Consider the following 22,804-nt stretch of genomic DNA (forward strand, 5'->3'; position numbering starts at 1 on the left):
AAGGCCCGGACCTGACCGGGTGGAAGGTTCCGGTCTGGGGGGGGAGCGGCCATCACACCGGCCGCAGGAACGTGACTGGCGCAGGAACGTGACTGGTGCAGGAACGTGACTGGCACAGGAACGTGAGTGGCGCGGGGCGCGCAGTAGACTGAGGGGATGCTGGTCTACCATCTTCCCGGAACGTTCGAAACGCGCGAGGATCACCTCGACCTGCTGTGGGAGGCCGGCGCGACCGGCCTGGAGGAACGCGCCGGCCTGATCCGCGCGTACTTCGACGAGCAGACCGACCTGCCCGCTGACATCAGCGACGGCGAGTGGCGGGACGAGGCCGATCAGGACTGGCAGGCGGAATTCAAGGCGAACCTGCGGCCCGTGCCTGCCGGGCGCGTGACCATCGTGCCACCGTGGCTGCGCGCCGAGGTGCCGTCCACCCAGGTGCCGCTGATCATCGAGCCGGGCATGGCCTTCGGGACCGGGCACCACGCGACCACCCGCATGGCTGTCGAGGCGCTCTCGGCGCTGGACCTGGGCGGGCAGACCGTGCTGGACGTGGGCACCGGCAGCGGCGTTCTGGCCATCGCGGCGGCGCTGCTGGACGCCCGCTACGCGCTGGGCGTGGATATCGACCCGGTCACCATTCCGATTGCCACGGAGAACGCGGAGCAGAACGGCGTTCCGGCGGGCCGCGCGGCGTTCATGGTGGGCACGCTGGGTGACGACCTGCCGGGCGACGTGGTGACAGACGGTGTGTTCGACGTGCTGGTCGCGAACCTGTACGCGGAACTGCACGACCTGCTGGTGGGCGCGTATGTGGGGCACCTGCGCGCGGGCGGGCCGCTGATCCTGACCGGCATCCTGGTCAGCAAACTGCCGCTGGTGCAGGGCGCCCTGGACCGCGAGGGCTTCACGGACGTGCAGGTGCGAACCGACGGCGACTGGGCGCTCGTGACCGCCCGCAACGCATGACCGCCGACCGGCCCGACCAGTCCCGCCCCGATCAACCCCGTGCCGATCTGCCCCGCCACCGGGTGCGGGTCCCGGCCCTCTCGGCGGTCATGACGCTGGGGTCGGGCGAGGCGCGGCACCTGCACGTCCTGCGCCTGCGGGCCGGGGACGCCCTGCGCGTGTTCGACGGTCAGGGCGCCGAGGCGCTGGCCACCCTGACCGAGCTGGAGGAAGTGCGGGCCACGCTGCATCTGGGCGAGGCCATCGAGACGCACCTGGAAACGCCGTACCCGGTCACGCTGGCCGTGGCCCTGCTGAAGGGCGACAAGCTGAGCGACGTGGTGCGCGCCGCCACGGAACTCGGCGTGAGCGCCGTGCAGCTGACCGTCACATCCCGCGCGGACGCCCGCGAGATCGGCGCGCAGAAACTCGAACGCCTGAACCGCGTGGCGCAGGAGGCCGCCAAGCAGTCGCGCCGCAGCGTGATTCCACCCGTGCTGGCCCCCATTCCGCTGGCGGGCGTGCCGCTGGCCGGGCAGGTGTTCGTCGCGCAGCCCGGCTCGAACACGCGCCTGACCGACGTGCTCGACTGGTCGGCGCCCGTGACCCTGATCACCGGCCCGGAAGGCGGCCTGACCGACGCCGAGGTCGCGCGACTGGTGGCAGGCGGCGCGCACGCGGTGACGCTGGGGCCGCGCATCCTGCGGGCCGAGACGGCCCCGGTCGCGCTGCTGGGCGCCATCGCCGCGCTGGGTCTCTAGAAACCGGACTCCGCTGGCTACAGCTACAGGGTGGGCGCGGGTTCCGCGTACGGCACGAGTTGCCGCCAGGACTGCACGTTCCCGATCTGCACGGTCACGAAGCGTTCCAGCGCCCGCCACAGCGCGGGCCGCAGCGCGGGGGGCAGCGGGGCGTCCATGCTGGCGCGCACGGTGCGGCGGGCCACGCCCCGCAGGAACTCCAGCGCGTCGGGCGGGTAGGCGGGCAGCGCGGCGCAGTCACGGCACAGCAGTTGCCCGCCCAGCGGGTCCGGGTGCGCCGGTTCGGGCGCGCGGCAGCGGGCGCAGTGCGCGGTCTGCGGGACGAACCCGGCCAGGGCCAGCAGTTTGTAACTCATGACCAGCGCCACCCATTCCGGATCCGGCTGGTGCGCCACGCCGCGCAGCGCGCCCGCGAACAGCTCGAAGGCCTGCTCGCTGAACTCGCCTTCCTGGAACAGCGCGTCGGCGAATTCGGCCATCAGGTGCGCGAAGGCGTAGCGTTCCGGCTGCGCCAGGGTGGGCAGCGCGCCCTCCAGCACGGCCTGCTGCACGCTGGCGAGGTCGTTGTGAGGTCCCTGGTAGACCTGCACGTGCACGTGGTGAAACAGGTTCAGGCGGCTGGCGAGCGGGCCGCGCACCCCGCCGCGCGCCACGGCCTTCAGCTTGCCCTGCGGGGTCAGCAGCGAGAGCAGGATGTCCCCGGCGGGCGTCACGCGGCGGCGGATGACGACGCCGCTGCGGTTGGCGGTGCGGGACCTCAAGGGCGCTGCCCGCGTGGCGGGGTGGTGCGGGGCAGGAGGCAGGTCACAGCTTCCAGTTTACTGCGCCTGTGCGGGCGGCCCTGTGCCCGTTTCCACTTTGCTGCGCGGCACTCCCCCCTACACTGGGCACAATGAAAGACCCGCACCACAAGGGCGCGCCCGCGCAGGCGCACGATGTCAGGGACCTGCTGCGGGAACTGTTCCCCGAAACGCACCGCGAGCTGTTCGGCGAGCAGGACGCCGCCCGGCCCGCCGTGCCCACGCTGGGCCTGTACCCGGTCGCGGACGGCCGGCTGGCGCTGGTGCACGGCGAGCAGCTGGCCGAGTTCACGCCGCTGGACCCGAAAACGCGTGGCGTACTGCACTGCGACCTGTGCCATTACACCCGCAGCCGCAGCGAGGCCGCGCTGTACCGCGTGCAGGTCGCCGCGCGCCGCACGCGGTACATGACGCTGTGCACCGCCACCGAGGGCTGCCAGAAACGCGCGGGCACGCGCGGGCTGGAGTCCCTGGCGGGCCGCATCTTCCCCATCGAGCCGATCGGTCCCGGCGATCACTGATATGGATTCCGTTTGTTTCGCCGACAACCCGGAACATCGCCGGGTTGCCAGCTCCACGCCCGGAACCCGTTTCGCTCCCACTCGCTCTTCTACGAAGCTCTACGAGTCCGCTCGGATTGAATGGGTTGCAAAACCCATTCAATCGGAGTCCGTATGACGCCCTGAGCTGAAAAGCGGATGCGCGGGGCGCGGACGTGTGATCTGCTACGCGGCATGAACGAGCACACGCTGCCCTCCGCGCAGGACACCCCTGCCGACCTGTCGTTCCGGGATCTGTCGTTTCGTGACCTGGGAACCGCTGGGTACGCGGCGCTGCTGACCCTGGCGCACCCGGAGAAACCCACGGACGCCGTGAGCCTGGAGCGGCTGGCGGCGGGACGACTGCCGGGAGAGCATCACTCGCAGCGCGGGGCGTTCCTGGGCGGCGCACTGGTCGGGGCGGTGCAGACGGGCGTGCCGGGCATGGACAACCACGACGGGTGGCTGGACCTGACGGTCACGCTGCACCCGGAGTACCGCCGCTCCGCGCTGGCTGACTCACTGGTCGAGTACGGCCTGGACGTGCTGCGCGCGGCGGGCGCGCGGGTGGCCGTCACGCGCCTGCGGGAGGGCTGGTGGGAGACCGGGCACCTGCTGCGGCGCGGCTGGGCGGAACACGACCGCATGTGGAGCAGCGTCCTGGACCTGCGTACCGTGGATTTCGCGGCGTTCGCGGACGAGGAAGCCCGCGCCCTGGCGAGCGGGGTGCGCGTCGTGTCGCTGGCCGACCTGACCGCCCCCGGCGCGGACCCCTGGGACACGCAGCCGCACGAGCATTACGACCTGATCCGCGCCCTGCTGACCGACGTGCCCAGCGCGACGCCCGTGCAGGTCTGGCCGTTTGAGGTCTGGCAGATGCGGATGCCGCAGCGCGAACTGGACCCGCGCGGCCTGATGATTGCCGTCGCCCCGGACGGCACGTGGGTGGGCACCAGTCAGCTGGCGCAGGTGCTGACCGCCCAGCCGGGCCACCTGCACAACGGCCTGACCGGCGTGCGCCGCGAGTGGCGCGGCCACGGCCTTGGCCTCGCCCTGAAACTCGCGGCGGCCCGCGCGGCCCTGGCACGCGGCTTCACGCACTCGCACACCGGCAACCACACCGGGAACGCCCCCATGCTGGCCATCAACGACCGCCTGGGCTTCACGCGCGAGGCGGCCATGGTCACCCTGAAGCGGGCCGTGGAGGGTGGTCAGTAGGAAGCGGGCCAGCGCCCACCTTCAGCGCGTTCCACTTCCCACTCCCCGTTCACTCCGTCCCGCTGCCCGCCGCCTGCGTTCCGCGCACGTTCCTGAGCAGCATCGCGTCGCCCAGCGAATAGAAGCGGTACTCGCCGTGCAGGGCGGCGTCGTAGGCGGCGCGGATGCGGTCCTCTCCAGCGAAGGCCGCCACGAGCAGCAGCAGGGTGCTGCCGGGCAGGTGCAGGTTGGTGATCAGCAGGTCCGGGACGTTCACGGGCGTGCCGGGCGTGATGAAGATGCGGGTGTCGCCCTCGCCCGCGCGAACCTGCGTGCCGTCCCAGGCGCTTTCCAGCGTGCGGACGGTGGTGGTGCCGACCGCGATGACGCGCCGTCCGGCGGCGCGGGCGTGGTTGATGGCCTGCGCCGCCTCGGGTGTCACGGAGTAGCGTTCGGCGTGCATGGTGTGATCGGCGACGGGTCCGGTGACGGGTTTGAAGGTGCCGGCCCCGACGTGCAGGGTGACGGTGGTGCGCTCCACCCCGGCGGCGTCCAGTGCCGAGAGCAGGTCCGGCGTGAAGTGCAGGCCGGCGGTGGGGGCGGCCACGCTGCCGGGCGCGCGGGCGTACACGGTCTGGTAGCGTTCCCGCCACGTGTCGTCGCTGCTGCCGGGGTCGATGTACGGCGGGAGCGGCAGGCGGCCGATGTCGTCCAGGTAGGGTTTGATGTCGTGGTCGAAGGCCAGGATGCGGGCGCCGTCCTCCAGTTGTCCGACCACGCGGGCGCGCTGGCGGTGCTCGCCTTCGCCGAGCCACAGTTCGTTGCCGGCGCGGCGGGCGGGTTTCAGGTACGCGCTCCACAGGTGCGGGCCGTGTTCGGCACTCAGGTCCGGCAGGTCCTCCTCGCGCAGCAGCAGGACTTCCACCTGTCCGCCTCCGTGTCCGGCGGCGTCCACGGGTTTGCGGGCCATGACGCGCGCCGGGATGACGCGGCTCTCGTTGAACACCAGCAGGTCGCCGGGACGCAGCAGGCCCGGCAGGTCCCGGAACACGTGGTGCGTGACGGCCTCGCCCACGACCATCAGGCGGGAGGCGTCGCGGGGTTCCGCGCCGGTCTGCGCGATGCGTTCGGGCGGCAGGTCGAAGTTCAGGCGGGCCAGGGTCGCGTCGGCGTGCGCGGCCTGTTCGGCGCTCAGGGTGGTGACGGGCGACATGCTGCCGGGCTGCGGTGCGTCTGGCACGGCCTTACTCCTCGGTCTTGCTGGCCTTGGGCGTGCGGGCGGGCATCAGGCCGTTCTCGATGTCCGGCAGGTGCGTGAAGCGGTCGGCCGCGTCGATGAGTTTCTGCGCGGTGTGCTCGCGGAACGCGATGACCTCGACGCGCTTGCCGCGTTCCTGCAACACCTCGACGATGTCGGTGTAGTCGCCGTCGCCGCTGCCCAGCACGATGATGTCCATGTGGTCCATCATGCGGACCATGTCGGCCACGATGCCCATGTCCCAGTTGCCCTCGTAGATGGCCTTACCGCCGTCGGTGACGTGGTGCAGCGTGAGGTTCATGCGCCGCACCTTGAAACCCAGCGTGGAGAGTTTGTAGATGAACGGGCGGGCGGTCGCCTCGTTCTCGCGCTCCACGGTGTAGCTGATGGCGTGCACGAGTTCGCGGTCCTCGGTGGCGACGTTCAGGATCGTCTCGAAGTTCACGGTGCGTTCCAGCAGGTCACGGGCCGAGTGGTAGAGGTTCTGGGTGTCGATGAACACCCCGACGCGCGGACGGTGGACGATGTACTGCATTGAAATTCTCCTGTTGGGTGGTGCCTGGATTGGGCGGGTCTTGGATTAGACAGGGCTCAGTGGGGTGAAGCGGGAAAGGAAAGGGCCGGGCGACAGAAGGCAAAAGGGAAAAGACGCAAAAGAGGGACGCTCGGCGCGGGGGCCGGGCGCCAGAAGTGTAACACCCGCCCACGCCGCAGACCTCTCCCGCCCCCACACCGGAAGCTGACCGCACAAGGGGGGCATCCCGGAAGGCGCGGGCCGTTACCCTGGGGGCATGACGAGCGACACGGTGGGAACAGGAGCGGGAACGGGACTGGAACGGGCGCGCGCGGCCTACGAGGCGGTGCGGGCGCAGGGCCTGAAACTGAACATGCAGCGCGGGCAGCCCGCCGACGCGGACTTCGACCTGAGTAACGGCCTGCTGGGCGCGCTGGGCGAGAACGAGACGCACATGGACGGCCTGGACCTGCGCAACTACCCGGGCGGCGTGGCGGGCCTGCCGTCCGCGCGGGCGCTGTTCGGCGCGTACCTGGACCTGAAGCCCGAGAACATGATCGTGTGGAACAACGCCAGCCTGGAACTCCAGGGCTACGTGCTGACCTTCGCGCTGCTGCATGGCCTGCGCGGCGGGAAGCCCTGGGCGGGTCAGTCGCCGAAGATGATCGTCACGACGCCCGGTTACGACCGGCACTTCCTGCTGCTGGAGACGCTGGGCTTCGAGCTCCTGACCGTGGACATGCAGGCCGACGGGCCGGACGTGGACGCCATCGAGCGGCTTGTGGCGGCTGACCCGTCCGTGAAGGGTGTGCTGTTCGTGCCGACGTACTCGAACCCGGGCGGCGAGACCATCAGCGCCGGGAAGGCCCGCCGCCTGACCGCGCTGAAGGCGGCCGCGCCGGACTTCACGATCTTCGCGGACGACGCGTACCGCGTGCATCACCTGTCGCCCGACCCGGCGGCGCAGGACAAGCCGGTGAACCTCGTGGCGCTGTCCCGTGACGGCGGTTTCCCGGACCGGGCGTTCGTGTTCGCCAGCACCAGCAAGGTCACGTTCGCCGGGGCGGGCCTGGGCTTCCTGGGCAGCAGCGAGGACAACGTGAAGTGGCTGTCGAAGTACCTGAACGCGCAGAGCATCGGCCCGAACAAGGTCGAGCAGGCGCGTCACGTGAAGTTCCTGCGTGATTACCCGGGCGGGCTGGAGGGCCTGATGGCGGCGCACGCGGCGCTGATCGAACCGAAGTTCCGCGCGGTGAACGAGGTCCTGAGCGAGGAACTCGGCACGGACGGCGCGTTCGCCACCTGGAAGAATCCGCGCGGCGGGTACTTCATCAGCCTGGATACGGCCGAGCCGGTCGCGGACCGCGTGGTGGCCCTGGCCGACGCGGTGGGCGTGAGCCTGACCCCGGCGGGCGCCACGTACCCCGGCGGGAAGGACCCGCACAACAGCAACATCCGCCTCGCGCCGACCCGCCCGCCGGTCGAGGAGGTCTACGTGGCGATGCGCGCCGTGGCCGCCTGCGTGCGTCTGGCGACCGAGGAGTACCGCGCGCGCAGCTGACGTGAACGCCGACCCTGCGCGCGCCTGAACGCGCCGCCCCCGGTCCACACGCGACCGGGGGCGTTTACTTGACTTCATGAAGACTCGCGGCGACCATGGAGCTTATGCCGAACCGTTACGCTGGCTCACCCGAGGACCGAGCGGCGTTGGACGCCTACGTGAAACTGTGGCGCGCGTCTCACGCCGTGGAGGTCGCCTCCAACCGGCACCTGGCCGCGCACAACCTGACCATCAGCCAGTTCGGGGTGATCGAGGCGCTGTACCACCTGGGGCCGCTGAGTCAGCGGGAGCTGGCCGAGAAGATCCTGCGGTCGAGCGGGAACCTGACCATGGTGATCGACAACCTGGAACGCGACGGTCTGGTGCGCCGCGACCGGGACGAGGTGGACCGCCGGATCATGCGGGTGTCGCTGACCCCGGACGGCGAGGCGCTGATCGGGCGGGTGCTGCCGGCGCACGTGGCGGGCATCCGCGAGGTGTTCTCGGTCCTGACGGGCGAGGAACGCGCCCAGCTGACCAGCCTGTCGAAGAAGCTGGGGCTGGCGCTGAGGGAGCGTGAGCAAGCTGAGCCCGTCGGGGCGGGCAGGCGCCGGGGGGCGCGCAGCAGCGCCTGATACGGATTCCGTCTGTGGGACGGGGAGGAGCCGGGAAGGTGATTCCTCCTCGCTTCTGCGGTCGGCTGGTGGCCGCCGGGGAGCCCGTGCTATGTATCGCAGACCACCTTTAATCGTTCAATGTTAAGTAATATATCCCCATGACCTCCCTCTCCCCCGCTCCCGGTACCAGCCCCGTCCAGGGCCTGCACCACCTGACCGTCATGGCCAGCGACCCCCAGCGCAACGTGGACTTCTACACGCAGGTGCTCGGGCAGCGGCTGGTGAAGGTCACCGTGAACTTCGACGATCCCGGCACGTACCACCTCTATTACGGCGACCAGACCGGGCAGCCCGGCACGATCATGACCCACTTCCCCTGGCCCGGCGCGCGGCGCGGCGTGCGCGGCAACGGCGAGGTCGTCGCGCTGGCCTACTCGGTCCCGGCCGCCAGCCACACCTACTGGCAGGAGCGCCTCGCGCAGCACGGCCTGAACGCCACGGCCAGCACCCGTTTCGGGCAGCCGGTCCTGACCTTCGAGGACCCGGACGGCACCTGGATCGAACTGGCCTTCGACGACGGCGTGCCCGTGCAGCCCTGGCCCGCCTCGCCCGTCCCGGCCGACCATGAACTGCGCGGCTTTCACTCCGTGACCGCCTGGGTGCGCGACACGGACGCCGTGCGCCAGCTGCTGGTGGGTCAACTGGGCTTCACGGAGGTCGGCACGGAAGCCGACCCACAGGGCCCCCGCACCCGATTCCGGGGCAGCGGCGACGGCGTGGGCCTGTTCGTGGACGTCGTGGAACGGCCGGGCCAGCCGCGCGGCACCTTCGGCGCAGGCAGCGTGCACCACGTGGCCCTGCGCACCCGTGACGACGCCGAGCAGGAGGCGTACATGGCGTCCCTGAACGCCGCCGGGTACCGCCCCACCCCGGTGCAGGACCGCCAGTACTTCCATTCCATCTACTTCCGCGAACCGAACGGCGTGCTGTTCGAGATCGCCACCGACGCCCCCGGCTTCCCCGACGACGAGGCAGTCGAGGAACTCGGGCGGCACCTGAAACTCCCGGCGTGGTTCGAACCGCAGCGCGCGCAGATCGAGGCGCACGTGCCGCGCATCCTGAACCGCGAGTACGGCGTCACCATCGGCGGGCGCGACCTGAGCAGCCAGCCCGCCCCCACGCAGGACGAGGGGGACGGGCAGGGCGTGCAGGTGGTGACCGCCGGGCGCCCCCTGGCCGACGCGCGGGTGGCGATGGTCCTGCTGCACGGGCGCGGCGGCACGGCAGCCGACATCCTGAGCCTGGAAAGCCAGTTCAACCTGAGTGCGTTCACGTACCTCGCGCCGCAGGCCGACGGGAACACCTGGTACCCGCAGTCGTTCCTGGCCCCGCTGGCACAGAACCAGCCGCACCTGGACCGCGCCCTGGCCACCGTGGACGCCGTCATGAGCGAACTGGCCGCGCAGGGCATCCCGGCCAGCCGCGTGGTGCTGGGCGGCTTCAGCCAGGGCGCGTGCCTGGCGCTGGAGTACGCCAGCCGCACGCCGGGCCTGGGCGGCGTGATCGCCTTCAGCGGCGGCCTGATCACCCTCGACCAGACCGGCGACCTGAGCGGCACGCCCGTGTTCATGGGCGTGGACCCCCGCGACGGCCACATTCCCCTGAGCCGTTTCGAGGAGACGGTCGCGAACCTCCGCGCGCGCGGCGCGAACGTGGATGCCCGCGTGATTCCCGGCCTGGGCCACACCATCAACACCGACGAACTGAACGCCGCCCGCGCCGTCATGCAGGGGATCGCTGGCGCGATGGGTTGATGGTCAAAAGGTGATGGTTGATGGAGGACACCTCTTCTCCATCAACCATCAGCCTTCCACTTTCTACCTGAGGAGCGCAGCGACGAACATCGGCACGGCGTCCGGCCCCTCGAAGCCGGGCGTCAGGGCGCGCAGGGTGACCAGGACGCGGTTGCCCTGCACGTCCACGCGTTCGACGGTGTACCCGGCGGCGCAGTTCAGCGGGTGCGCGGCGGGCCGGGCGGGCGTGAGGGGATCGGTGTGGATGACCTGTCCGTTCACGCGGAGACTGAATCCGGCGGGGCGGGTGCCGGGCGGCAGCATGTCCGGGTACGGGCAGACAGCGTTCACGGCGTACACGTTCAGGCGCACGGGGACCGGCACGGTCCAGAGGCGCACGGGCGTGGTCTGGGTGCGCCCGGCGGTCACGGCGTCCTCCCAGCGGGGGTACGGGGCCGGGTACGTGCGGCGGTAGCGGGGCACGCTGGCGGGGCGGCCGGTCAGTCCGGCGGCGCGCAGGAACGCCGGGACGGGCGGCGTGGTCAGCAGCGCGGCGCGGGCCTGGGCGGCCGTGCCGTTTTCCAGGGTGCGGGAGCGGCCCAGCAGCGTCTGCCCGGTGCGGGTGCTTAGCACGTCCAGGCGGGCGGTGCCGAAGCCGCTGCCGTCCTGCTCGCCGTTCACGACGGCCATGACCCGCTCGCCGCTGGCGCTGAACTGGACTCCGGTGACCGGCAGGCGTTCGTTGGCGTGCGCGCCGCCGCTCAGGGCGGCCCACAGCGTGAGGGGGACCAGCAGACTGGAACGCGGGCCGGCAGGCAGTCGTCGCATGGCCGTACCGTACACCGCCCGCGTCCCTGATGGGCAACGCGGGCGGGTCAGGTCGGGTGGGGCAGGTCAGCGGAACTTGACGGTGGCCAGAACCTTGCTGAAGGTGGCGCTGGCGGCGCTGAAGCGCTGCGGCGTGTCGGTCAGCTGGAACGAGTACAGGTTCTTGGCGCCGATGCCGTACCAGACGCGCATGCTCAGCTTACCCTTGGGGTGCGTGAGCGCGTAGGTGCGTTCGACGCCCTGCACGCCGCCGTACCCGACGGTGCGGCTGGCCGTCTGCTTGATGCCGGCGCCGGTGCTTTTCACGCCCTGCTCGAACTTCTGGAATTCGCTGGCGGGGGTGGGGGTGCCACCGGCTTTCGCGGCGTACAGCAGGCGGATCAGCGTGGCGGGCGGGGCCTTGGCGGACACGGCGCTCACGCCGAGCGCACCGTCCTCGAAGTTCACGCCCAGCCAGCCCTTGGGCATGCTGACACTGAAGGGCAGTTCCGGGACGTTCAGCGGAACGAGCGTGACGGGCGTCTGCGCGGCGGCGACAGCCGGGAGGCTCAGGGCGAGGAGGGCAGTGGCAGTGAAAACCTTCATGAGGGGCACCGTATCAGCGCCCCATGAGCGCCCCGGTTGGCGTGTGTGAACGCCATGCCCGGTCGAGCGTCAGGGGCCAGTCAGCGCGGCACCAGGCCGGGCCGGGGCCACAGGCGCAGGTCGGCGGGGCCGGCGGCGTCCCGCAGGTCCACGGGGCCGTAGGCGCGGCTGTCCAGGCTGGCGCCCAGGCGGCGGTTGTCGCCCATCACCCACACCTTGCCGGGCGGGACGGTCTGGGCCGGCTGGTCGGCCACGAAGCCTTCACTGGCGTAACTTTCGGCCAGGGGACGGCCGTTCAGGATGACCTGCCCGTCCTGGATGGCGACCGTGTCGCCCGGCAGTCCCAGGACGCGTTTGACGTTGTAGGGGCGGTAGGTCACGCCCAGGCGCGAGCTGAAAGCGTACTCGCTGTCGGCGGGCGCCTTGAAGATCAGCAGGTCGCCCCGGCGCGGGTAGGGGCCGGGCAATCCCCAGGCGCGCAGCCAGCGCGGGTATTTCAGGAGCACGAGCACGTCGCCGGTTCGCAGGGTGTCGTTCATGGAGTCGCCGTCCACGCGGGCCAGGGTCGCGCCGAAGGTGGTGATCAGGTAGGCCGGCAGCAGGCCGCCCAGCACCCAGCGCCGCCACGCGCTGTCCGTCTGGCGCGGCGCGGGAGGCGGGGTGGGCGGGGTCGGGTCGGCGGGTGTCACGGGCTCAGAGGCTAGCACCGACAGGGGAATCGGCGCGCCGGTGACACCGGGCCGGGAGGGGCGCGCGGCAGACTGTCTTCATGGTCACTTCAGTTTGGGTGGCGGGAAGGGGGCCGGAACCGTTACCCTGTCGCGCATGACTGCTGAAGGCAACGGATTGAAGGTCGAGAAGTATTTTGAGGGCAACGGAGCCCCGGCGCAGGCTGGCAAGATGGTGCGCGTGCACTACACCGGCATGCTGGAGAACGGGCAGAAGTTCGATTCCAGCCGTGACCGTGGCGAGCCGATCGAGTTCCCGCTGGGCGTGGGCTACGTGATCCAGGGCTGGGATCAGGGCATCGCGCAGCTGAACGTGGGCGACAAGGCCAAGCTGACCATCCCGGCCAGCCTGGGCTACGGCGCGGCGGGCGTTCCCGGCGTGATTCCCGGCGGCGCGACCCTGATCTTCGACGTGGAACTCGTCGACGTCCGCTGATCGACTGATACGAATTCCATGACGCCCCCCGGTTCCTGCGAACCGGGGGGTCGTTCTGTGGATGGAAGGAGTCTGATACGGACTCGGATTGAATGGGCTGCAAAGCCCATTCAATCCGAGCGAAGCGAGTGGGAGCAAAACGGGTTCCGGACGTGGAGCCGGCAATCCGGTGAAGTTCCGGATTGTTGGCGAAACAAACGGAATCCGTATGAGAAAGGGGGCTGGGGGTGCGGCGGGATGCGGGGAACGCGACGCCCGGTCAGCCACTTGACGGGCGCATGAGGAAACCGTAAACTTCGAAAGTATCGAAATCCAGTACATCAGGGGGCTGCCTTGATCGACGTGCGCAGAAGCGAGATTGTCTCGCTCGTGAAACAACATGGCGAGTTGCCGGTTACGGAACTTTCGAAAATCCTGGGCGTGTCCGAGGTGACGGTCCGCAGTGACCTGAAAGTCCTGGCCGATGCCGGACAGGTCCGCCGCACCCGTGGCAGCGTCCGCCTGCCCACCGACGTGCGCCGCGAATCCCCCCTGGAAGAAACCCGGCTGGAACACAGCGCCGCCAAGCGCCGCATCGGGCGGGCCGCCGCCGCCCTGATCCGCGACGGCGAGACCGTGTTCATCGACGTGGGCAGCACCACCACCGAGGTAGCCCGCGCCGTCTCCCCCACCCTGCAGGGCGTGACGGTCGTCACGAACGGACTGAACATCGCGCTGGAACTCGAGCGGCTGCCCGGCGTGCGCGTCATCGTGACCGGCGGCACCCTGCGGCCCCTGCAGCACTCGCTGGTCAGTCCCTACGCGCTGGACGTGCTGCGGCACATTCACGCCGACCGGCTGTTCCTGGGCTGCAACGGCGTGCACGCCGAACACGGCGTGACGAACGCCAACCACGAGGAAGCCGAGATCAAACGCGTGATGGTGCAGCAGTCCCGCGAGATCGTGGTCGTCGCGGACCACAGCAAACTCGGCAAGATCAGCCGCGCGCTGATCGCGCCCACCGACCGCATCAGCACCCTCGTCAGCGACCGCAGCGGCCCCGCTCCACCCCCGGAACTGCGCCGCGCCATCCCGGAACTTCACCTCGTGTAGCTTCTCCCGCTTCTGCACCGTTTCGGCCCACGCTGCACCCCGACCCTGTCCCTTCCCACCCATCCCTGGAGGATGCCCATGAAGAAACTCGCACTGCTGACCGCCCTTGCCCTCGCCTCCGCCGCCTCGGCCCAGAGCCTGTCCGGTACCGTCACCGTCTGGTCCTGGGACGCCGCGGCCAAGGCCCTCCAGAGCACCATTCCCAGCTTCAACAAGAAGTACCCCAACGTGAAGGTCAACGTCGTCGACCTGGGCAACCAGAACGTGTACGACCGTGGTCTGGCCGGCTGCGCGGCCGGCGGCGCCGACATGCCCGACGTGTACTCCATCGAGAACAACGAGGCCGAAGTCTTCTGGGCGCGCTTCCCCAACTGCTTTACCGACCTGAACACCCTGGGCGCCGACAAGCTCGCCAAGAACTTCCCGGCCTTCAAGTGGACCGAACTGATGGCCGGTAACAAGCGCTTCGCGATGCCCTGGGATTCCGGCCCCGTCGTGATCTTCTACCGCCGTGACCTGTACCAGCAGGCCGGCGTGAACGCCAACGCCATCAAGACCTGGGACGACTTCATCGCCGCCGGCAAGAAGGTCAACGCCAAGTTCGACGGCAAGGTCAAGATGGGCGTCGTCGCCAACGGCCAGGACGACGAGTGGTTCCGCATGCTCGCCAACCAGAACAACTGCTTCTACTTCGACAACGCCGGCGCCAGCGTCACGGTCAACAAGCCCGGCTGCGTGGACGCCCTGACCACCATCAAGAAACTGTACGACGCGCAGGTCGTCGCGACCGGCGACTGGGGCGGCCAGATCACGTCCTTCAAGGCGGGCCGCAGCGCCAGCGCCATGTTCGGCGCGTGGTACGAGGGCACCATCCGCACGAACGCCCCGGACCAGAAGGGCAAGTGGGGCGTGTACCCCATGCCCGCCAACAAGGCCGGTGGCGTGCGCGCCGCGAACCTGGGTGGCAGCGCCCTGGCCCTGCCCGCAGGCAGCAAGAACAAGGCCGCCGCGTACGCCTTCATGGAGAACGCCCTGGCCACCACGAACGGTCAGGTGACCATGCTCAAGAGCCAGGGTCTGGTGCCCAGCCTGCTCACGGCCACCAAGGACTCCTACGTGAAGGTCGCGCAGCCGTACTGGGGGAACCAGAAGGTCTGGCAGACCATCCTCGACACGCTGGGCGACGTACCCCAGGCGCGCGGCACCCAGTACTTCCAGGACGCCCGTCAGGTCATGATCGTGGTGCAGGCCGATTACATCAAGGGCAAGTACAAGACCGCCAAGGAGGCCCTGGACGACGCCGCCAAGAAGATCTCCAGCGCCACCGGCCTGCCGGTCGCCAAGTAAGTTCCGGTTCCTGACCGGTTGATCACATGAGACGGGGCGGGGAGGACGGCGCGCACCACAGGCGTCGTTCCCTCCGCCCCCCTCCTTCGTTTCAGCGCGGAGATTCCCGCCGTGCGCGCGTTCCACAGAGGTACCCATGACCACAGTTCCGCAGCCACCCGCCCCACCCCGAGCCGTCCGGAAAGCAGGCTGGTGGGCCCGCACGCCCAAGGCCCCCTACCTGTTCATCCTGCCCTACCTGCTGATCTTCATGACCTTCTGGGCGTGGCCGATCATCAGCTCGTTCCTGATGAGCTTCAAGGACTCGCGCCTGGGCGAGACCGCTCCCTTCGGACTGGCGAACTGGTCGCGTCTGGTGCAGGACGAGTTCTTCCGCACGGCGCTGCGCAACACCCTGGTCATCCTGGTGATTCAGGTGCCGCTGATGCTGTCGCTGGCGACGGTGCTGGCCGTGGCCCTGAACAGCAAACTCCTGAAGGCCGCCGGGTGGTTCCGGTTCGCGTTCTTCGCGCCGCTGGTCGTGGGGACCGTGGCGTACTCGGCGGTGTTCCGCCTGCTGTTCAACACGGACTTCGGCATGGTCAACCGTGGCCTGACTGGCCTGGGCCTGCCCGCCGTGGACTGGCTGAACCAGTCCGGGCCGGCCATGACGGTGCTGATCCTCGCCATGACGTGGCGCTGGACCGGCTACAACGCCATCATCCTGCTCGCGGGCCTGCAGGGCATCAGCGAGGACGTGTACGAGGCGGCCAGCATCGACGGGGCCACGCCCTGGCAGCAGTTCTGGAAGATCACGCTGCCGCTGCTGCGCCCCAGCCTGCTGTTCTGCCTGGTGCTCAGCGTGATCGGCACGCTGCAACTGTTCACGGAACCGGCGCTGATCACGAACAGCGGCCCCGGCAACTCCACCATGACGCTCGGCACGTACCTGTACCAGCAGGGCTTCCGCTCCTTCAACTTCGGGTACGCCAGCGCGATCGCGTACACCGTCGCGGCCATCGCGGCGATCTTCAGCGTGGTGCAACTGCGCCTGTTCGGGAGGGACGAATGACGACCGCCATGCAGGCACCCAAGGAGAAGGCGGGCGTGAAGGCCCGTAACCGCATCAAGGCCTTCTGGCTGCACCTGGCCCTGATTCCGCTGGCGGCGCTGTTCCTGGCCCCGCTGTGGATGATGGCGGTGTTCAGCACGCACCCGGAAAGCGCGATCTTCAGCGCGAACCCGCCCCTGTGGTTCGGCGGGTCGTTCGGGGAGAACTTCCGGGGACTCCAGGCCGACACGAACTTCCTGCGGGCGCTGCTGAACTCGGTGGTGATCGCGTCGCTGTACACGGTGTTCAGCATGCTGCTGACCTCCATGGGCGGGTACGCGTTCGCGAAGTTCGATTTCCCCGGCAAGAGCTGGCTGTTCGGGCTGATCCTGGCGACGCTGACCATCCCGACGTTCGTGACGATCATCCCGCAGTTCATCATGGTGGCGCGCGACATGCAGATCTCGAACACGTACTGGGCGGTGATCCTGCCGACCCTGGCGAACACCATCGGGATCTTCTACATGCGTCAGGCGTTCCAGACGGTCCCGACCGACCTGCTGAACGCCGCGCGCATCGACGGGGCCAGCGAGTGGCGCACCTTCTGGCAGATCGCGCTGCCGGTCGTGCGGCCCGCCATGGCGGCGCTGGCGATCCTGCTGTTCCTGGCCTCCTGGAACGATTACCTGTGGCCGCTGCTGGTGCTGACCAACAAGGACAGTTACACCATGCCGGTGGCGCTGGGCACCCTGATCGGCCTGACGCGCGTGTCGTGGGGCGGGATCATGGTGGGCACGGCGATCGCCACCATTCCGTTCCTGATGCTGTTCCTGGCGTTGCAGCGGCACTTCGTGGCGGGCATCGCGGGCGGCGCGGTCAAGGACTGACCCCCGGAGGGCGGCGGCCGGGTCGTGGTGCCCGGCCTCTCCCCTGGCGCCTCCCCTGCCCCCGCGTTCCCCGTCTGTTCATCCGGCTTTCCCGTTTCCACAGGCCCCCGCACCCCGGAGCCTGCCCGTAAGGACGAGTTCATGACCCAAGCTGACGCACACCCCTTCCATCTTCTTCTCGGCACCTGCGATTACCCGGAGCATGTTCCACAGGACCGCCCCCCGGTGTACGCGCGGACGCAGCGCGACCTGGGCCTGAGTTTCGTGCGACTGGCCGAGTTCGCCTGGAGCCGTCTGGAACCGCTTCCCGGTACCTTCGAGTGGGGCTGGCTGGACGACGCCATCGAGGCGTACCACGCCGAGGGCCTGCGGGTGGTGTTGTGCACGCCCACGCCCACCCCGCCCGCGTGGCTGATCCGCGCGCACCCGGAGATCCTGGCGTTCGACGATCAGGGCCGCGTGCGCGAGTTCGGGTCGCGGCGGCACTACGATTTCGCGTCGCCGGTCTTCCGTGAGCACTCGCGGCGCATCACGCGGGCCATCGCGGAGCGGTACGGGCAGCACCCGGCCGTGGCCGGCTGGCAGACCGACAACGAGTTCGGGTGTCACGCCACCAGCCGCAGCTACGGCGGGGCGAGCGCCGCGCGCTTTCCGGAGTGGCTGCGCGCGAAGTACGGCACGCTGGACGCCCTGAACGCCGCGTGGGGCAACGTGTTCTGGAGCATGGAGTACACCGACTGGGCGCAGGTCCGGCCGCCGATCCTGACCGTGACGGAGGTGAACCCGTCGCACGTGCTGGACTACAACCGCTTCGCGTCGGACATGATCCGTGAGTTCCAGGCCGAGCAGGTCGAGCTGCTGCGCGAGCTGTCGCCGGGCCGGTTCGTCACGCACAACTTCATGATCTTCGAGTCGGGCTTCGACCATTACGACGTGGCGCGCGGCCTGGATTTCGTGACCTGGGACAACTACCCGACCGGGATGCTGGAACTGTTCGCGCCGCCCGGCATCGGCGAGGACCTCAAGACCCGCTACGCGCGGACCGGGCATCCGGACCTCGTGGGCTTCAATCACGACCTGTACCGGGGTCTGCTGAGCGGAGGGGAGCGTCTGGGCCGCGACGGGGCGGGCACGCCGAACGGCCCGTGGGTCATGGAGCAGCAGTGCGGTCAGGTGAACTGGGCGCCGTACAACCCCATGCCCGCTGACGGTGCGGTGGCGTTATGGACGGCGCAGGCGTGGGCGCACGGCGCGGACGTCGTGAGTTACTTCCGCTGGCGCGCGGCGACCATGGCGCAGGAAGTCATGCATTCGGGCCTGCTGCGCCACGACGAGACGCCGGACCGGGGCTTCGAGGAGGTCGCGGCGCTGGACCAGACCGCCTTCCCGGTGGGGCCGGTCCCGGCGCGCGTGGCGCTGCTGCACGATTACGAGAGCCTGTGGATCTACGATCAGCAGCCGCACGCGCAGGGCCTGAACTACTGGACGCAGACCGTCACGTACTACATGGCGCTGCGCCGCCTGGGCATCGACGTGGACGTGATTCACGCCGACGCGGACCTGAGTGCTTACGCGGTCGTGGTCGCGCCGGCCATCACGCTGGTCAGCGCCGAGCGCGCGGCGCGCTGGACGGACGCCGTGAACGCGGGCGCGCGGCTGGTGTGCGGGCCGCGCACGGCGTTCCGCACGCCCGGCGGGGAAACCTGGCCGGACGGGCAGTTCGGGCCGCTGTCGGAACTGGTGGGGGCGCGCCTGTTGCAGTACGACAGCCTACGGCCCACGCTGCCGCAGACCGTGAGCGGCGCAGGCGAAGGCGACCTGGGTGGCACCTTCGAGGCGTCCACCTGGGCGGAAAGTTACCGCCTGAATGGCGCGCAGGCGCTGGCGCACTACCGGGGCGGCCCGCTGGACGGTCAGGCGGCCGTGATCCGGCGCGGGAACGTGACTGTGATCGGCGCGCACAGCGACTCCCTGATCGGGGCGGTGCTGGAGGGGGTGCTGGGCGCGGCGGGCGTGCCGGTGCTGCCGGTGCCCGAGGGCGTGCGCGTGTCGCGCCGCGCCGGGAAGCTGCTGGTGCAGAACTGGAATCCGGAGGCCGTGGACTGGAACGGGACCACGCTGCCGCCGGTGAGTTTCGTGGTGCGGCCGGACGACGCAGGCCAGCCGCTGGAAGGAGAGCAGGATGCATAAGTGGACGGTGAACGAGGCCCCGGAGGGCCTGAAGGTGCTGATCAGCGGGTTCCAGTCCTGGAGTGAGGCGGAGTTGCAGCCCCTGACGGCGCGGCAGGTGGCCCCGTCGTACCACTGGCAGGTCGAGCAGGGGCACGATCCGGGCTTCGCGCCGGGCGGCGAGGCGGGCGTGTGGCGCAGTCATACCGTGCTGGCCCTGGCCCGCGAGGACGGCAGCGGCTGGGTCGGCGGGGCGCTGGACGCGACGCGCACCTTCGTGCAGTGGGAGGCCCGCGCGCAGGGCGATCACGTGACCGTCACCTGCCGCCTGGAAGGCCCGGAGGTCGGGGTGCTGTGGGAAGAAACGCCGGACGTGATCGCCACGCTGGAGGCGCACGCGGCGCAGCTGGGATCGGCCATGCACGCCCGGACGCCCGCGCCGCTGCGGGTGTGGTGCTCGTGGTACTCGTACTACCGCGCCGTGACGCTGGACGCCATGCTGGACAACGCCCGGCTGGCCCGCGAGCAGGGCCTGGACTTCGACGTGTTCCAGCTCGACGACGGTTTCCAGGCGGACCTGGGCGACTGGGAACTGCCGTCGGCGCACTTCGGCGGGCACGCCCGTGACCTGCCGGAGCGGTTGCGGGCGCTGGGGTTCACGCCGGGCATCTGGCTCGCGCCGTTCCTGGCGTCCCCGACCTCGCAGCTGTTCGCGCAGCACCCGGACTGGATGCTGCGTGGCGAGGACGGCCGGCCGCTCCCGGTCGGGCAGAACTGGGGCGGGCCGTACTACGCGCTGGACACCACCCACCCGGAGGTGCTGACGTGGCTGCGGAACCTGGGCGCGACCGTGCGCGGCTGGGGGTACACGTACCTGAAGATCGACTTCCTGTACGGCGCGTCGCTGCCCGGTGTGCGACACGACCCCAGCGTGGGCCGCGCCGGGGCGTACCGCATGGGCATCGAGGCCTTCCGTGAGGGGGCCGGGCCGGACGCGTTCATCCTGGGGTGCGGCGCGCCGCTCGCGCAGAGCGTCGGCGTGGTGGACGCCATGCGCACCGGGCCGGACGTGGCGCCCATCTGGGACGAGGAGTCCCGGCGGGTGTGGCTGGGCGACGCGACCGGCCCCAGCGCCCGCAACGCGCTGCACACCGCCCTGAGCCGCTGGTATCAGAGCGCGTGGTACCAGCCGGACCCGGACGTGGCGATCTGTCGCCGCGAACTGAGCATGCTGAGCACGCCCGAACGCGAGGCGATCGCCGGGATGCTGGACGTGATCGGCGGTCTGCGCGCCAGCAGCGACCCCATCGCGCTGCTGAACGACGAGGGCCTGGACCTGCTGCGCCGCTGCCTCAAGGTGAGCACGCCGGACCGTCCGGTCAGCCTGAGCCTGCGGGGCGGGGCGGCCGTGACTCACTTCTCGCGCGGCGAGTTCAACCTGACCGACCGGTCCGCGCCGGACGCCCAGGGCCGACCGCTGCCCCCCCACTCTTACCGTGAGGCCCAGAAATGACCACCCATACCGAGGCCCCCGCCGCCCTGCACGCGCAGGACTTCACGAAACCCGACGGGCGCGCCCTGACGCTGTACGGCCTGGAGCCGGTCGAGGTGACCAGCGAGATTCCCAGCCCCAGCCCGGACCCCGTGGACGCCCGCCCGCTGATGCGCTGGCACCCGCTGCGCGGCGAGTGGGTCATGTACGCCGCGCACCGCATGGGGCGCACGTTCCTGCCGCCGCCCGAGTACAACCCGCTGGCCCCCACCAGTGATCCCGCGCACCCCACGGAACTGCCGCAGGGCCGGTACGACATCGCGGTGTTCGACAACCGCTTTCCCAGCCTGACCCTGAACGCACCCACGCCGCCGCAGGGCCCGGCCGGGACGCGCGCGGGCGTGGGTAAGTGCGAGGTCGTGGTGTTCAGCCAGAGCGCCCAGGGCCGCCTGAGTGACCTGACGGACGCGCAGGTGGACCTGCTGCTGGGCGTGTGGGCCGACCGCACCACGCGGCTGGCGGGCACGGGGCAGATTCACAGTGTCCTGGCCTTCGAAAACCGGGGCGTGGAGGTCGGCGTGACGCTGCACCACCCGCACGGGCAGATCTACGCCTACGATCACGTACCGCCCGTGCAGGCCCGCATGACCGCGCAGATGGAGGCGTACCACGCGCAGAACGGCCGCCCGTGGCTCTCGGACTTCGTGGAGGGCGAGCGGGAGAGTGGCGAGCGGATCGTCCACGACGACGGCGACTCCCTGAGCGTCGTGCCGCCGTTCGCGCGCTACACCTTCGAGACGTGGGTCATGCCCACCCGCCCGGTCAGTCTGCTGTCCGACCTGAGCGGCACGGAGCGCGCCAGCCTCGCCCGCACCCTGAAGGACGCCCTGCTGCGCCTGGACGGGCTGTTCGGCGTGCGGATGCCGTACCTGCTGACGGTGCATCAGGCGCCGCTGGACGGGCCGCACCCGGCGTTCCCGCTGCACATCGAGATCTACCCGTACCTGCGCGCGCCGGGCCGCATGAAATACCTCGCCGGGACCGAGCAGGGCGCCGGGGAGTTCGCGAACGACAAATTCCCGGAGGCGGCCGCCGCCGAACTGCGCGCCGTCTCCCCCACCGCCGGAGAGAACCTGTGAGCACCCCCACTACCCCTGAGAACCTCCCGACCTTCGAGCAGCACTTCGGCCGCGCGCCGCAGGTGACGGCGTCCGCACCGGGCCGCGTGAACCTGCTGGGCGAACACACCGACTACCAGGGCGGGTTCGTACTGCCCACCGCCATCCCGCAGGTGACGACCGTGGCCCTGGGTCCCAACGGCACGCGCGAGCACCGCGTGTTCGCCGCCGACCTGAACGAACAGAGCGTCTTCCCGGTCGGCGGGAACGCCCAGGATGGCTTTGCGCGCTACGTGGCGGGCGCGCTGGCGCTGGGCGGCGCGCCGGACGGACTGGACGTGCACGTCACGTCGAACGTGCCGATGGGCGCGGGCCTGAGCAGCAGCGCCGCGCTGGAAGTCGCGGTCCTGCGCGGCCTGCGCGACCTGGGCATCCTGGACGCCAGCGACGAACGCATCGCCCTGATCGCGCAGCGCGTCGAGCACGAGTTCGTGGGCGTGCAGTGCGGCATCATGGACCAGATGGCCAGCTCGGTGGCGAACAGCGCGACCATGCTGCTGCTCGACACCCGCAGTCTGGAACGCCATCTGCTGCCCCTGCCCGCCGGGGCCGAGGTGCTGGTCATCGACAGCGGCGTGCCGCGCAAACTCGCGGAGAGCGGGTACAACGAACGCCGCGCGCAGGTCGAGGAGGCCGCCCGGCTGCTGGGCGTGACCGAACTGCGCGACGTGCAGGACCCCCAGAGCGTGGAGGCACTGCCCCACCCGCTGCGCGAGCGGGCGCGGCACGTGGTCAGCGAGAACGCCCGCGTGCAGGCCGCGCTGGCCGCCGACGTGGACGCCGCGCGGTTCGGCGTGCTGATGAACGCCAGCCACGCCAGCCTGCGCGACGATTACGCGGTCAGCCACCCGCGCGTGGATGAACTCGTGGCGCTACTTCAGGCGCACCCGGACGTGTTCGGGGCGCGCATGACCGGCGCGGGCTTCGGCGGGGCGGTCGTGGCGCTCGTGCGGGCCGGGCAGGCCGGTGCGGTCGCGCAGGCCACGCTGGCGCAGTACGGTCCCGAGGGACGGCAGGTCGTTCCCTGAGCTGACCAGAGTGCAAACATGAGGCCCCATCCGGTGTGGA

At 70.2% G+C, this 22,804-nt stretch carries 22 protein-coding genes; 16 read left to right on the forward strand and 6 right to left on the reverse strand.

The annotated features are described in order from the left end of the window. Positions 1-156 precede the first annotated feature (156 nt). Positions 157-966, forward strand: a complete 810-nt coding sequence (locus tag BXU09_RS00540) for a 50S ribosomal protein L11 methyltransferase (protein WP_078299578.1) — start codon at positions 157-159, stop codon at positions 964-966. Next, positions 963-1,706, forward strand: a complete 744-nt coding sequence (locus BXU09_RS00545) for a 16S rRNA (uracil(1498)-N(3))-methyltransferase (RefSeq protein WP_078299581.1) — start codon at positions 963-965, stop codon at positions 1,704-1,706. Before BXU09_RS00540 ends, BXU09_RS00545 begins: the two co-directional genes overlap by 4 nt. A 23-nt stretch (positions 1,707-1,729) precedes the next feature. On the opposite strand, the gene recO is transcribed toward BXU09_RS00545, so the two are convergent. Further along, complete coding sequence (recO, locus tag BXU09_RS00550; RefSeq protein WP_078299585.1) at positions 1,730-2,467, reverse strand: DNA repair protein RecO; 738 nt, start codon at positions 2,465-2,467, stop codon at positions 1,730-1,732. Between the two features lie 131 nt (positions 2,468-2,598). On the opposite strand from recO, the gene BXU09_RS00555 reads away from it, so the two are divergent. Then, positions 2,599-3,027: a hypothetical protein gene (locus BXU09_RS00555; RefSeq protein ID WP_078299589.1), complete on the forward strand. Its 429-nt coding sequence runs from the start codon at positions 2,599-2,601 to the stop codon at positions 3,025-3,027. 213 nt (positions 3,028-3,240) lie between these two features. Next, the gene (locus tag BXU09_RS00560) at positions 3,241-4,263 is read left to right on the forward strand and encodes a GNAT family N-acetyltransferase (protein ID WP_240500861.1); all 1,023 of its coding nucleotides are present in this window, start codon (positions 3,241-3,243) and stop codon (positions 4,261-4,263) included. Between the two features lie 49 nt (positions 4,264-4,312). On the opposite strand, the gene queA is transcribed toward BXU09_RS00560, so the two are convergent. After that, positions 4,313-5,455, reverse strand: coding sequence for a tRNA preQ1(34) S-adenosylmethionine ribosyltransferase-isomerase QueA (gene queA, locus BXU09_RS00565; protein WP_078299593.1), 1,143 nt, complete (start codon positions 5,453-5,455; stop codon positions 4,313-4,315). A gap of 31 nt (positions 5,456-5,486) precedes the next feature. After that, complete coding sequence (locus BXU09_RS00570; protein ID WP_078299597.1) at positions 5,487-6,035, reverse strand: NYN domain-containing protein; 549 nt, start codon at positions 6,033-6,035, stop codon at positions 5,487-5,489. Positions 6,036-6,291: 256 nt separating this feature from the next. Between BXU09_RS00570 and BXU09_RS00575 the strand changes: the two genes are divergently transcribed. From BXU09_RS00575 to BXU09_RS00585, 3 genes are all read left to right on the forward strand, one after another. Beyond that, positions 6,292-7,575, forward strand: a complete 1,284-nt coding sequence (locus BXU09_RS00575; protein ID WP_078299601.1) for an aminopeptidase — start codon at positions 6,292-6,294, stop codon at positions 7,573-7,575. Between the two features lie 104 nt (positions 7,576-7,679). Beyond that, complete coding sequence (locus tag BXU09_RS00580) at positions 7,680-8,189, forward strand: MarR family transcriptional regulator (protein WP_078299605.1); 510 nt, start codon at positions 7,680-7,682, stop codon at positions 8,187-8,189. A 140-nt stretch (positions 8,190-8,329) separates the two neighbouring features. Next, positions 8,330-9,985: a VOC family protein gene (locus tag BXU09_RS00585; protein ID WP_078299608.1), complete on the forward strand. Its 1,656-nt coding sequence runs from the start codon at positions 8,330-8,332 to the stop codon at positions 9,983-9,985. A gap of 63 nt (positions 9,986-10,048) precedes the next feature. Here BXU09_RS00585 and BXU09_RS00590 read toward each other — a convergent pair whose 3' ends face one another. The 3 genes from BXU09_RS00590 to lepB all read right to left on the reverse strand — a co-directional run bounded on the left by BXU09_RS00590 (position 10,049) and on the right by lepB (position 12,066). Beyond that, positions 10,049-10,792, reverse strand: coding sequence for a DUF2259 domain-containing protein (locus BXU09_RS00590; protein ID WP_078304470.1), 744 nt, complete (start codon positions 10,790-10,792; stop codon positions 10,049-10,051). A 66-nt stretch (positions 10,793-10,858) separates the two neighbouring features. Then, positions 10,859-11,377, reverse strand: coding sequence for a hypothetical protein (locus tag BXU09_RS00595; RefSeq protein WP_078299612.1), 519 nt, complete (start codon positions 11,375-11,377; stop codon positions 10,859-10,861). Positions 11,378-11,457: 80 nt separating this feature from the next. Then, complete coding sequence (gene lepB / locus BXU09_RS00600; protein WP_346417546.1) at positions 11,458-12,066, reverse strand: signal peptidase I; 609 nt, start codon at positions 12,064-12,066, stop codon at positions 11,458-11,460. Between the two features lie 136 nt (positions 12,067-12,202). Here lepB and BXU09_RS00605 point away from each other — a divergent pair, with 136 nt between their 5' ends. The 9 genes from BXU09_RS00605 to galK all read left to right on the forward strand — a co-directional run bounded on the left by BXU09_RS00605 (position 12,203) and on the right by galK (position 22,764). Beyond that, positions 12,203-12,541 carry an FKBP-type peptidyl-prolyl cis-trans isomerase gene (locus BXU09_RS00605; RefSeq protein ID WP_055362289.1) on the forward strand — a complete coding sequence of 113 codons (339 nt, stop codon included), beginning with the start codon at positions 12,203-12,205 and terminating at the stop codon, positions 12,539-12,541. Positions 12,542-12,883: 342 nt separating this feature from the next. Beyond that, the gene (locus BXU09_RS00610) at positions 12,884-13,633 is read left to right on the forward strand and encodes a DeoR/GlpR family DNA-binding transcription regulator (RefSeq protein WP_078304474.1); all 750 of its coding nucleotides are present in this window, start codon (positions 12,884-12,886) and stop codon (positions 13,631-13,633) included. Between the two features lie 78 nt (positions 13,634-13,711). Beyond that, positions 13,712-14,980, forward strand: a complete 1,269-nt coding sequence (locus BXU09_RS00615) for a sugar ABC transporter substrate-binding protein (RefSeq protein WP_078299616.1) — start codon at positions 13,712-13,714, stop codon at positions 14,978-14,980. A gap of 136 nt (positions 14,981-15,116) precedes the next feature. Then, complete coding sequence (locus BXU09_RS00620; RefSeq protein WP_078299619.1) at positions 15,117-16,031, forward strand: sugar ABC transporter permease; 915 nt, start codon at positions 15,117-15,119, stop codon at positions 16,029-16,031. Further along, a complete protein-coding gene (locus BXU09_RS00625; RefSeq protein WP_230271047.1) occupies positions 16,028-16,897 on the forward strand; it encodes a carbohydrate ABC transporter permease in 870 nt (289 codons plus the stop codon). Before BXU09_RS00620 ends, BXU09_RS00625 begins: the two co-directional genes overlap by 4 nt. A gap of 141 nt (positions 16,898-17,038) precedes the next feature. Further along, positions 17,039-19,087, forward strand: a complete 2,049-nt coding sequence (locus tag BXU09_RS00630; RefSeq protein WP_078299622.1) for a beta-galactosidase — start codon at positions 17,039-17,041, stop codon at positions 19,085-19,087. After that, positions 19,080-20,579 carry a glycoside hydrolase family 36 protein gene (locus BXU09_RS00635; RefSeq protein WP_078299626.1) on the forward strand — a complete coding sequence of 500 codons (1,500 nt, stop codon included), beginning with the start codon at positions 19,080-19,082 and terminating at the stop codon, positions 20,577-20,579. The genes BXU09_RS00630 and BXU09_RS00635 overlap by 8 nt, the downstream gene beginning before the upstream one ends. Next, positions 20,576-21,697 (forward strand): galactose-1-phosphate uridylyltransferase, encoded by a 1,122-nt coding sequence (galT, locus tag BXU09_RS00640; protein WP_078299630.1) that lies wholly within the window; start codon positions 20,576-20,578, stop codon positions 21,695-21,697. Before BXU09_RS00635 ends, galT begins: the two co-directional genes overlap by 4 nt. Continuing rightward, positions 21,694-22,764, forward strand: coding sequence for a galactokinase (gene galK / locus BXU09_RS00645; RefSeq protein ID WP_078299633.1), 1,071 nt, complete (start codon positions 21,694-21,696; stop codon positions 22,762-22,764). Before galT ends, galK begins: the two co-directional genes overlap by 4 nt. Positions 22,765-22,804: the final 40 nt, after the last annotated feature.

Origin of the sequence: Deinococcus sp. LM3, from assembly GCF_002017875.1 — a bacterium.
GTDB lineage: Bacteria > Deinococcota > Deinococci > Deinococcales > Deinococcaceae > Deinococcus.